Annotated in this window: 10 protein-coding genes and 1 pseudogene; 7 read left to right on the top strand and 4 right to left on the bottom strand. The window is 41.4% G+C overall.

The window, feature by feature from the left end; genetic code table 11:
• The first annotated feature begins 85 nt into the window (after nucleotides 1-85).
• From B5D29_RS08150 to B5D29_RS08140, 3 genes are all read left to right on the top strand, one after another.
• Nucleotides 86-1273 carry an HAD family hydrolase gene (locus B5D29_RS08150; protein ID WP_078769072.1) on the top strand — a complete coding sequence of 396 codons (1188 nt, stop codon included), beginning with the start codon at nucleotides 86-88 and terminating at the stop codon, nucleotides 1271-1273.
• 111 nt (nucleotides 1274-1384) lie between these two features.
• A complete protein-coding gene (locus B5D29_RS08145; protein WP_200803084.1) occupies nucleotides 1385-1951 on the top strand; it encodes a LemA family protein in 567 nt (188 codons plus the stop codon).
• A complete protein-coding gene (locus tag B5D29_RS08140) occupies nucleotides 1951-3651 on the top strand; it encodes a DUF2207 domain-containing protein (protein WP_078769071.1) in 1701 nt (566 codons plus the stop codon). The genes B5D29_RS08145 and B5D29_RS08140 overlap by 1 nt, the downstream gene beginning before the upstream one ends.
• 69 nt (nucleotides 3652-3720) lie before the next feature.
• Here B5D29_RS08140 and B5D29_RS08135 read toward each other — a convergent pair whose 3' ends face one another.
• From B5D29_RS08135 to acpP, 4 genes are all read right to left on the bottom strand, one after another.
• Nucleotides 3721-4893, bottom strand: a complete 1173-nt coding sequence (locus B5D29_RS08135; protein ID WP_078769070.1) for an NAD(P)-dependent malic enzyme — start codon at nucleotides 4891-4893, stop codon at nucleotides 3721-3723.
• Between the two features lie 140 nt (nucleotides 4894-5033).
• Nucleotides 5034-6197 carry an Ldh family oxidoreductase gene (locus B5D29_RS08130; protein WP_078769069.1) on the bottom strand — a complete coding sequence of 388 codons (1164 nt, stop codon included), beginning with the start codon at nucleotides 6195-6197 and terminating at the stop codon, nucleotides 5034-5036.
• A gap of 68 nt (nucleotides 6198-6265) precedes the next feature.
• On the bottom strand, nucleotides 6266-7771 hold the full coding sequence (gene glpK, locus B5D29_RS08125) for a glycerol kinase GlpK (protein ID WP_078769068.1): 1506 nt from the start codon (nucleotides 7769-7771) through the stop codon (nucleotides 6266-6268).
• 181 nt (nucleotides 7772-7952) lie between these two features.
• Nucleotides 7953-8189: an acyl carrier protein gene (gene acpP / locus B5D29_RS08120; RefSeq protein ID WP_078769067.1), complete on the bottom strand. Its 237-nt coding sequence runs from the start codon at nucleotides 8187-8189 to the stop codon at nucleotides 7953-7955.
• A 129-nt stretch (nucleotides 8190-8318) separates the two neighbouring features.
• Here acpP and aroE point away from each other — a divergent pair, with 129 nt between their 5' ends.
• The 4 genes and pseudogenes from aroE to B5D29_RS08915 all read left to right on the top strand — a co-directional run.
• Nucleotides 8319-9107 carry a shikimate dehydrogenase gene (gene aroE, locus B5D29_RS08115; RefSeq protein WP_159443448.1) on the top strand — a complete coding sequence of 263 codons (789 nt, stop codon included), beginning with the start codon at nucleotides 8319-8321 and terminating at the stop codon, nucleotides 9105-9107.
• On the top strand, nucleotides 9100-9591 hold the full coding sequence (locus B5D29_RS08110) for a shikimate kinase (RefSeq protein ID WP_078769065.1): 492 nt from the start codon (nucleotides 9100-9102) through the stop codon (nucleotides 9589-9591). The genes aroE and B5D29_RS08110 overlap by 8 nt, the downstream gene beginning before the upstream one ends.
• A gap of 151 nt (nucleotides 9592-9742) precedes the next feature.
• Nucleotides 9743-10600 (top strand): ABC transporter permease, encoded by an 858-nt coding sequence (locus B5D29_RS08105; RefSeq protein WP_078769064.1) that lies wholly within the window; start codon nucleotides 9743-9745, stop codon nucleotides 10598-10600.
• Nucleotides 10601-10812: 212 nt separating this feature from the next.
• Nucleotides 10813-10940 (top strand): annotated as a pseudogene (locus B5D29_RS08915) (IS200/IS605 family transposase); the annotation flags it as partial.

The following is a 10940-nucleotide window of genomic DNA, read 5'->3' as shown; positions in this document are numbered from 1 at the left end:
TTTACTTGACAAAAGCAGGAGATTTGCTTGTTGTAATGAGAGAATTATTGTGATATAATTAATCTATTTTAAAGAGGTGTAATTTATGAGTGAACATAATCATACCCACCACCACGATTACGAAAATTGCTGTGATAATCATACTCCTGACAATCACGGCTGTGGTTGTTGCGGTGAGGATCACTTTAACGAGCATAAAAAAGAAAAACTCACAAAGATTATCATAAGTGCGGTTTTCTTTGTAGCAGGGTATATCATCAGCGAATTTACCGAGCTTCCGAGCTATGCCTATCTTTTGTGCTATCTCATTTCTTATCTTATGGTGGGATTTGACATTGTCAGAGATGCGGCGGACAGCGTAATTCACGGCAAATTTTTTGATGAAAATTTCCTTATGAGCTTTGCGAGCATCGGTGCATTTGCAATAAAGGAATACACCGAGGGCGTTGCGGTTGTTCTTTTGTTTACAATCGGTGAGTTTATCCAAGGGCTTGCGGTTTCAAAAAGCAGAAAGTCGATTGACTTAATTCTTTCTCAAAAGCACAAGACCTACACATTGCCTCGCCATTATGACAATGAGGAAAGCCGAACCGAGCGAATGATTACAAAATTTGCAAGGATATACACACCGGCTATTTGCATAATTGCAATTGCCATTGTTGTTGTTCCTCCGCTTTTCTTCAAGGCAGAGTGGCACGAATGGTTGCACAGAGGCTTTGCCGCACTTGTTGTCGGTTGTCCGTGTGCTATTGTAATTTCAATTCCGCTTTGCTACAGCGCAGGAATCGGAGCTTGCTCAAAGGATAATGTGTTTGTCAAAAATACTTCAACTATGGACGAAATCAATGCTTGCGACACTGTGATTACTTATGATGACGACAAGAGCATTGATGACATCAAAGTGCTTCAAAACAACGGTCACAAGGTCATTTATCTTGGCAAGGGACATAACGATTTGACAATGATTGAGGCTGCCGACATTGCTGTTGCAGTCGGAGAGGATTGCACGGGAGATGCCGTTAACCTTGCTGATATGGTGATGATTAATTATTCCGACAGCGCAATTGACGATGTGAAGAAGAACGCAAAGAAAATTCACGCAATTGCAATGGAAAATATTTATTTTTCAATCGGCGTAAAACTTATCATTTTGATTCTTGATGTTGTGCTTGCAAAGAGCATTCCAATGTGGTTTGCAATTTTCGGCGACATCGGAGTGTGCTTGCTTGCGGTTGCAAATTCGGCAAGAGCAATTTCAATCAAACGAAAATAATTTTAAAGGATATATTCTTAAATGAATGTATCCTTTTTTCTTGTTAATTTTTCATTAATGTGCTATATTAAAATTAAAGAAAAAATTATAAACAACAGGAGGTAATTTATTATGAGCACAGGAACTATTGTTTTGATTGTTGTTGTTGCTTTGGTTGTGCTTATCGGAGCATATATCGGTGCAACCTACAACAAACTTGTAAAATCAAAGAACAGCGTTGAGGAAGCATTTTCAACAATGGATGTTTATCTCAAAAAGAGATGGGATTTGATTCCAAACATTGTTGCATCGGTCAAGGGCTATGCAAAGCACGAGGCAGAAACACTTGAAAAGGTTATTTCTGCAAGAAACAACGGCTATTCGTCAATGAACTCCCAGCAAAAACTCGAGGCAAATGCGGAGCTTAACACAGCTATAAAGAGCCTCAATGTTGTTGCGGAGCAATATCCGGAACTCAAGGCAAATCAAAACTTTATGGATTTGAACGCTCAACTCAAAAAGACAGAAGAGGACATTTCGAATGCAAGAAAGTTCTATAACGCTGTTGTAAAGCAGTACAACAATACTGTTGAGATGTTCCCGTCAAGCATCGTTGCGTCTGTGTTCCATTTTGAAAAGAGAGATATGTTTGCAGTAGAGGATTCTGCTCAAAGAGAGGCTGTAAAGGTTGAATTCTGATGAAAAAGGTCAAATATGTATTTCTGTTTGTGCTGTGCCTTGTACTTTCTCTTGGCTCAAGCGTGACCGTGCTCGCAGAAGATTATTCAACTTATCCGTACTATATCAAGAATTACGATGTAAATATTACCGTAAACGAGGATAACAGTTGTCATATTACAGAGAATATTGATTGTTTTTTTAATCAGTACAGGCACGGTATTTATCGCTATATCCCTGTTTACTTCAGTGTGTACAGAGCAGACGAAACTTCAAGCAGTGTCAGGGTGAAAATCAAGCACGCCAAATGCAGTGACAAGACGAGTAATTCAATACAAAACGACAATTTTGTTATGCAAATAGGTGACGAGGACGAAACCATAATAGGTGAAAAATCCTACACCATTTCGTATGATTATTATGTCGGACCCGATAATTTGACCGATGCTGATGAGTTTTATTTCAACATCATCGGTGACGGTTGGGATACTGTAATTGACAAGTGTAATTTTACCATCACTATGCCAACGGAGTTTGACAGCTCAAAACTCGGTTTTTCAACAGGCAACTACGGATTTGTCGGTACGGATATTGTTGATTACAAGGTTGACGGAAATGTGATTACCGGCCACACAACCGCACCGTTGAGAGAACACGAGGCACTCACCGTCAGGACAGAACTTGACGAGGGATACTTCGCCTTTGATTATGCCCACGAAAAAATGCTTGGTGCACTTATGATTGCCATTCCGGCAATTGTTCTTGCTGTTGTACTCATCATTTGGTTGAAATTCGGCAAGGATAAAAAGGTTATCGAAACCGTTGAATTTTATCCGCCGGAGGGTATGAACAGCCTTGAAGTTTCTTATTGGTACAACGGAAAAGTTGAGAAAAAAGAAATTGTTGCAATTCTCATTGAACTTGCAAATGAGGGATTTATTGAAATAACGGAGGACAGCAATGACGCCTATATCCACAGGCTTCGCAATTATGACGGCGATGACGAGGATAAAAGGCAGTTGTTCGATTCGTTGTTCAAAAACGGCAAGCTCAAAGGCACTTATGTTAAGGATTTGCAATATCGTATGGCAGGCACAGCCGAGAATATTGCAAACAAGTATGTTGTCAGAGTAAATCAAGCAAAGGCATTTGATTCAAAGTCGCTGTTGCTTCGTGTTTTGTGCTGGGTGCTTTCTGTCGCTTCGTATGCGTTGTCGTGCTATATTTTTACATTAGCATTCATTCCAAATGCAACAGCCTTGCATATAGGTTTTGTACTTGCGTTGGTCAGCTTCTTGCTATCGTCCTTTGTACGCAAAAGAAGTGACGAGGGATACGAAAATCTTTGCAAGGTCAAGAGTTTTAAGACTTTTTTGGAAACAGCAGAAAAGGAAAGACTTGAAGCACTTGTTGAGGAAAACCCGAGTTATTTTTACGACATTTTGCCGTATGCTTATGTTTTGGGCGTGTCGTCAAAGTGGATAAGAAAATTTGAAAAGATAGCTATGGACCCACCTCATTGGTATTACGGCAGTAACCCGTACACCTACATTTGGATGGCAAACTTTATGCGTAGCAGTGTGCCACGAATGGGCGACACCATTGTAACTCCAAAACCGTCAGAACATAACGGCAGTTCATATGGCGGAGGCGGTGGCTTCAGCGGTGGCGGCGGATTTTCAGGCGGAGGCTTCGGCGGAGGCGGAGGCGGAAGCTGGTAAAAGAATATAAAACAAAAACTCAAAGCGGAGGATAAATCCTTCACTTTGAGTTTTTTGTTTATGAGAAAATTAAATTCTTGCTACGCCGTCTTTGCGAGCTGCTTCGGCAACTGCGTTTGCAACTGTATCCTTGATTCTTTCATCAAATGCGTATGGAAGAATGTAGTCCTCGTTGAGCTTGTCGTCGTCAACAAGGGAAGCAATAGCGTAAGCTGCTGCGATTTTCATATTCTCTGTGATAGCAGACGCTCTTACATCAAGCGCACCTCTGAAAATGCCCGGGAATGCAACAACATTGTTGATTTGGTTAGGGAAGTCCGAACGACCTGTGCCAACGATTTTTGCACCGGCAGCCTTTGCTTCGTCCGGCATAATTTCAGGTGTAGGGTTGGCCATTGCAAGTACAATAGGGTCTTTGTGCATTGTCTTAATCATTTCTTCGGTGAGAACGCCCGGAGCAGAAACACCGATGAAAATATCTGTTCCGACGATAGCGTCCTTGAGTCCACCCTTAACCATTCCACGGTTTGTAACCTTTGCGATTTCAGCCTTTGATGCGTTGAGGTTTTCTCTTCCCTCATAGATAGCGCCTGTTCTGTCGCAAAGGATAACATCTTTCAAACCAAGAGTCATAAGGAGTTTAGCAATAGCTGTGCCTGCAGCACCTGAACCGTTGATAACAGCCTTGCATTCGCCCAAATCTTTGCCGATAATCTTTGTTGCGTTGATGAGAGCGGCAGAAACAACAACTGCTGTGCCGTGCTGGTCATCGTGGAAAATAGGAATGTCGCACATCTTCTTGAGCTTTTCTTCAATCTCGAAGCAACGAGGTGCAGAAATATCCTCAAGGTTTATACCGCCGAATGAGCCTGAAATGTTGTAAACAGTTTGAACAAACTCGTCAACATCCTTTGTTCTTACGCAAAGAGGAAATGCGTCAACATCGCCGAATTCCTTGAAGAGTACGCATTTGCCCTCCATAACAGGCATACCTGCTTCAGGTCCGATGTCGCCAAGACCGAGAACAGCCGAACCGTCTGTGATAACTGCTACAAGATTGTTTCTTCTTGTGAGTTCATAGCTTTTGTTGTAGTCCTTTTGGATTTCAAGGCAAGGTTCTGCAACACCCGGGGTGTATGCAAGTGAAAGCGATTTGCTGTCGTTTACCTTTGCTTTGGCAACAACTTCAATTTTTCCGTTCCATTCGTAGTGCTTTTGGAGTGATTCCTCTCTTATATTCATTTTAAATTATTCCTTTCGCTTTATGCAATAGTTTTATTATGTGAAAAATTGTGAAAATAATAACAAAAAAGGAGCAGGTCGCACTCGGACAGAAGCCCGAGGGCATCCCGCCCCTTAATTTTTATAATGTTTTTATGAGATTATTTTCTCTCAATGTGAGAAGTAATCTTTTCTTCCTTTTCGTAAGGAACATAGTTGTCTTCCCATGGGAATGTGTAAGAAAGACCGAGTTTATCTCTGACTTCGTTGATTTCTTTTTGTACAGCTTCATTGATAGGAACACCGCTGTTTTCTCTTTCCTTCCAAACAAGGTATTCTTTCTCGCCTGCTGTGTAAATTCTGTCCTGACCCGGAGCTTTCTTTGATGCTCTGATTTCACGGAGAATTTCGCCTGTCTTCTTTCTTGCAGCTTCTTCACCCATAAACTTTGATGTGTCGATAGCAAGGAAGAAGTGACCGAGATGATAAGGAACAAGGTTGCCGTTTTCATCTTTACCGTCAAGAGCCTTGCCGTAGTTACCGTCCTGAAGAACAGCAGAGAGAAGTTCAATAATCATAGCGTAGCCATAGCCCTTGTAACCGCCGAGGTTTTCGCCGATACCGCCGAGTGCTGTAAGAGCTGCTGTACCCTGACGAATTCTCTTGAGTGCTTCGCCTGCGTCGCCCTCAACAGGATTGCCGTCAAGACCGATGATTGTGCCCGGATGAACAGGCTCGCCGATTCTTGCATAGTATTCAATCTTGCCGTTTTGTGTGATTGATGTTGCACAGTCAAGTACAAAATCGAATTCTTCATCAGATGGAATACCCATTGTGAGTGGGTTTGTACCAAACATACCCTCAACACCGAATGTAGGTGCAACTGACGGTCTTGCGTTTGTGCCTGTAAAGCCGATGCATCCCTGCTCGGTAGCCTGTGTTGCATAGTAACCTGCGATACCGTAGTGGCAAGAATTACGAACTGCAACCATACCAAGACCAAATTCCTTTGCCTTGTCGATAGCCATCTGCATAGCCTTGTAGCCGATAACCTGACCCATACCGTCATGACCGTCAACAACTGCTGTGCAAGGTGTTTCTTTAATGATCTCAAAGTTTGTTACAGGGTTTTGGATACCTGCAACGATTCTGTCGATATAAATAGGCTTAAATCTGTTACAGCCGTGGCTTTCGATACCTCTCTTATCTGATTCCAAAAGAACATCGGTGCAGATTTCTGCATCCTCTCTCGGAACACCGTAACCAACAAAAGCGTCAGTCACAAAGTCGGTGATTAAATTCCACGGACATACAACTTTTCCCATAATTAATAAAACTCCTTTTTTTTGAATATAAATTATTTTGCCATAAGACAAAATTTTAACTAATTAAATTATCTTTCCCAATTTCTACTGCGTTCAACAGCACGCTTCCAGTCGGAATATTGCTTGTTGCGCTTTTCTTCCGGCATAGATGGGATAAAGATTTTGTCAACCTCACGGTTTGCTTCAATCTCGGCTGTGTTCTCCCAAACGCCTGTTGCAAGACCTGCAAGATATGCAGCACCGAGAGCAGTTGCTTCTCTGTTCTTTGGACGGTTAACATTGCAACCGGTCATATCTGCCTGAATTTGCATCATAATGTTTGATACGCTTGCACCGCCGTCAACACGCAAATCCTTGAGTCTGATGTCGCTGTCGTTCATCATAGCCTCAAGCAAGTCTGTCATTTGGTATGTGATGCTTTCAAGCACTGCACGGCAAACATGCTTTCTGTTGATTGAACGGGTAAGACCTACCATAATGCCTCTTGCATACATATCCCAATACGGAGCACCCAATCCTGTGAAAGCAGGAACGAGGTACAATCCGTTGCTGTCCTCAACCTGCATTGCAAGTTCATCACATTCTGCGGCAGAGCTGATAAGTTCAAGTTCGTCACGAAGCCATTTGATAACAGAGCCTGCGTTGAATGCAGAACCCTCAAGGTCGTATGTGATTTTGCCGTCAAGTCCCCAAGCGATACCTGTGAGGAGGTTTGAACGGCTTTCGATTCTCTTTTCGCCTGTGTTCATAAGCAAGAAGCAACCTGTGCCGTAGGTGTTTTTGGCTTGACCTACTTCGAAGCAACCCTGACCGAACAATGCGCCCGGCTGGTCACCGATAGCACCTGCAATCGGAACGCCCTCAAGATCCTCAATGCCTGTGATTTTCGCAACATGGCCGTAAATACAGCTTGATGGCTTAACTTCAGGCAAAATGCACATTGGAATGTCGAGCTTTTTGCAAAGGTATTCATCCCAGCAAAGATTGTCAATGTCAAACAACATTGTTCTGCATGCGTTTGAATAGTCGGTAACATGAGCCTTGCCGTCTGTCAAGTTCCAGATGAGCCATGTGTCGATAGTGCCGAAAAGCACCTCGCCACGCTCTGCCTTTTCTCTTGCGCCCTCAACATTGTCCAAAATCCATTTGATTTTTGTTGCGCTGAAGTATGCGTCAATCAAAAGACCGGTAGTGCTCTTGATGTAATCTGAAAGTCCCTGTGATTTGAGTTCCTCACAATAATCAGCAGTTCTTCTGCACTGCCAAACAATAGCGTTGTAAAGCGGTGCACCTGTTTCCTTGTCCCAAAGAATAGTTGTTTCTCTTTGGTTGGTGATGCCGATGCCTGCAATTTTCTTCGGGTCAACTGTGCCCTCACGCAATGCACCGATCATGGAACTTACAACAGAAAAAAGGATTTCGTGAGGGTCGTGCTCAACCCAACCGTTTTGCGGATAGAACTGTGTAAATTCGTTTTGATTTTTAGCGACGATTTCGCCTTTTTTGTTAAAAATAATAGCACGAGAGCTGGTAGTACCCTGGTCAAGTGCCATCACAAACTTTTCTTCTGCCATAATTAAACCCCTTTTTATAGCATATACATTATTTTATTATATATAATAATTCTACTATTTATTTTGACAAGTGTCAACATTTAAACTAACTAAAAAATAATTATTTGTTTGGGCAAATTGACAAAAAAATAACAGGCAGAATATGCCTGTTATATATTTAATGTTTTGTATAAACATTTGGTTAGTCTTCGGTGGTTGCACCCTCAATGAAGTTAACAATGTCCTCAACGGTTTTCATATTTTCAATCACACTGTCAGGAACTTCAATGCCGTATTGATCCTCGATGCTCATAACAATATCAATAGCGTCAAGAGAGTCGGCTCCGAGATCGCTTGAAAGGTCTGATGACATTTCGATTGTGTCAGGATTTACATCAAGCTGTTCTGCCAATATATCTTTTATTTCGTCAAAAATCATAAAGCAACGCTCCTTAAAAATTTGTTGTTATGTTTAATGTAATATGTTATTATCATATTAGTAAGTTTTGATTGATTTGTCAATAATTTTCTTATAAACAATATCTTAAAAATGTTTGGAGGACAAAATATGAAAGTGGTGAAAACGAGGAGGTATCTCTATGGACTTACGGGTTATCCTCTCGGTCATTCTATCAGCCCGCTAATCCATAAGTCGCTTTTTGAACTTTGCGGTATTGATGCCACATATCTTATGGTCGAGGCTTCACCCGAGGATTTGGAAAAGGTTTTTGCCGAAACGCTCAGCGGATTGCGTGGATTTAATGTCACAATTCCGCACAAAATCAACATCATTAAGTATTTGGACGAGCTGTCCCCGAGGGCAGAACTCTTTGGTGCTGTCAACACCGTTGATGTGCGTGAGAACAAAATTGTCGGTCACAACACCGATTGTGCGGGCTTTTTGTCGGCACTTCAGATGGCAGATATTGAACTTGCAGGCAAGGTGCTTCTTTGCGGAAGCGGTGGAGTTTCCCGAATGATTGCGTTTGAATCCGTTTTGGCAGGTGCCGATTTGACTGTTGCGGTCAGAGAGTCAAGCTTTGTCGCTGCCAATGAACTAAAAAAGGAAATTAAGGACAAGCTCAACAAGGACATCAAGGTTATTATGTTGAGTGATGCAAAGGGCGAGTATGATTTGATAATCAACGGCACTCCTGTCGGAATGTATCCCAATGTTGATGCGTGCCCTGTTTCAAAAGAAGTTGTTGCAGGCGCAAAGGCAGTTTTTGATGTTATTTATAATCCGCAGGAAACAGTACTTTTGAAATATGCCAAAGAGGCAGGAATCAAGTTTTCAAACGACGACATTGAAAAGGTAATAAAAATTGCCCAAAAGGAGCTTGAGAAAAATGGATAATATTGTTTTGTGCGGCTTTATGGGCAGTGGAAAAACCGTTGTCGGCAAGGAGCTTGCAAAAATTTTGGGCGTCAAATTTGTTGACACCGATGAACTTATAGAAAAAGAGCAGGGAGTTGCGATAAAAGCGATTTTTGCTATTCACGGCGAGGATTATTTTCGTGACCTTGAGTATGAGGTGTGCAAAAAAATTCCGGAGATGAAAGGCGTTGTTGTTTCAACCGGCGGAGGTGCAATGACATTTGAGCGAAATGTTGAGGCAGTCAAGCAGGGTTCAAAGATTGTTTTCTTGGATGCGTCGTTTGATGTGATTTGCGAAAGAATCGGCGACAACACCACCCGACCTCTTTTTCAAGACAGGGAAAAGGCAAAAAAACTCTATGATGAACGCAAGGAAAAGTATCTTTCGGCTGCCGATTTTGTCATAAATGGTGATATGGGAGCAAGAAAAACCGCTATGCAAATAGCTGATATTTTCAGATAATAGACTGTATCTGCCATTTGCGTATGTCTAAAAAGTTACGAAGTTGTAACCTATTGATAAAATGTGTTGAAAAATAGTATTGCATATGATATAATGGCACAGATTTAAGACAGTCGTGGTTAACGGCAAAAAAACAGAGGTGTTCAATTCTATGGGTACTGAAGAGAAAAAAGAAGAACTTAAGCATTCCCTTAGTATGTTTAACAAATACAAGGATTTGCTTATGGAGCTTACAAGAAAAAATGTAAAGCTCAAGTATAGAAATTCTTGGCTCGGTATATTCTGGAGCTTCTTGCAACCGCTTCTTAATATGATAGTTTTGTCTGTCATTTTCGGTGCACTCCTTGCAAGGAAAAAAGACGGAATCGTGTGCTATCCGGTATATTTGTTCTCCGGTAGATTGATTTATGAATTTTTCGTAACATCAACCAAGCAATCGCTGACAGCATTTAGGCGTAACGCTTCAATTATTAAAAAGGTATATGTACCAAAGTATATGTATCCGCTGTCATCAACGCTTTCAACATTTGTTACATTTGCAATTTCAACACTTTGCTATGTTTGTGTTTGGATTTTCTTCAAGTTGACAGGCATAAGCGGTGGTGCAGGGCTTACACTCAGCTGGAAGATTGTGCTTGTGTTCCTGCCGATGATTTTGCTTTTGATGTTCTCAACCGGTGTCGGTCTTATCCTTTCGGTTGTGAATGTTTATTTCAGAGATGTTGAGTATATTTGGGATGTTTGCACAAAGCTCTTGATGTATATGGTTCCTATCCTCTATTCAATGAACAGATTTGAGGGCAGAAAAATTATGTATTTCATCAAACTCAATCCGCTGTATTCAATGATTGAGTTGTTCAGACAGTGCGTGCTTTACGGCAACACCGTGCCAACACAGCTCCTCAGCTGGAAGTTGGTACTTTATGCAACCGTGATGTCAATTCTGTCACTTGCAGTCGGCATTTTCATTTTCAACAAGTATTCCGACAAAATCGTATATCATCTTTAAAATCAAATTCCCGTACAATACAAATTGTACGGGAATTTTTATTGTCCAGCAATGGTTGATAACCCCCGGTTCTACCGGGGGAAACAGAAAGCTTTAGTAAAAATAAGAACGGCGAGCTAAAAGCAAGCCGAGGGTATTGGCGAAAAAATAACCTCCAAGTATAATAGAAACGGTTTGGCAGCCGCGTTACTAAAATACAGGAGGTTAAAAGCATGATAAAAAAGAACGGAAACAATGAAATAAAAACATTGTCACACTCAACATACAGGTGTCATTATCACATAGTGTTTGCACCAAAATATCGCAGAAAAGAGATATACGGAAAATTAAGAAAAGATAT

Source organism: Eubacterium coprostanoligenes (genome assembly GCF_900167205.1).
Lineage (GTDB): Bacteria > Bacillota > Clostridia > Oscillospirales > Acutalibacteraceae > Eubacterium_R > Eubacterium_R coprostanoligenes.
The sequence above is the reverse complement of the archived record's forward strand: the minus strand, read 5'-3'. Positions and strand labels throughout refer to the sequence as shown.

Coding starts and splice junctions, on each gene's coding strand:
- B5D29_RS08150 (WP_078769072.1), top strand. CDS start 86: ATGAGTGAACATAATCATACCCACCACCACGATTACGAAAATTGCTGT.
- B5D29_RS08145 (WP_200803084.1), top strand. CDS start 1,385: ATGAGCACAGGAACTATTGTTTTGATTGTTGTTGTTGCTTTGGTTGTG.
- B5D29_RS08140 (WP_078769071.1), top strand. CDS start 1,951: ATGAAAAAGGTCAAATATGTATTTCTGTTTGTGCTGTGCCTTGTACTT.
- B5D29_RS08135 (WP_078769070.1), bottom strand. CDS start 4,893: ATGAATATAAGAGAGGAATCACTCCAAAAGCACTACGAATGGAACGGA.
- B5D29_RS08130 (WP_078769069.1), bottom strand. CDS start 6,197: ATGGGAAAAGTTGTATGTCCGTGGAATTTAATCACCGACTTTGTGACT.
- glpK (WP_078769068.1), bottom strand. CDS start 7,771: ATGGCAGAAGAAAAGTTTGTGATGGCACTTGACCAGGGTACTACCAGC.
- acpP (WP_078769067.1), bottom strand. CDS start 8,189: ATGATTTTTGACGAAATAAAAGATATATTGGCAGAACAGCTTGATGTA.
- aroE (WP_159443448.1), top strand. CDS start 8,319: ATGAAAGTGGTGAAAACGAGGAGGTATCTCTATGGACTTACGGGTTAT.
- B5D29_RS08110 (WP_078769065.1), top strand. CDS start 9,100: ATGGATAATATTGTTTTGTGCGGCTTTATGGGCAGTGGAAAAACCGTT.
- B5D29_RS08105 (WP_078769064.1), top strand. CDS start 9,743: ATGGGTACTGAAGAGAAAAAAGAAGAACTTAAGCATTCCCTTAGTATG.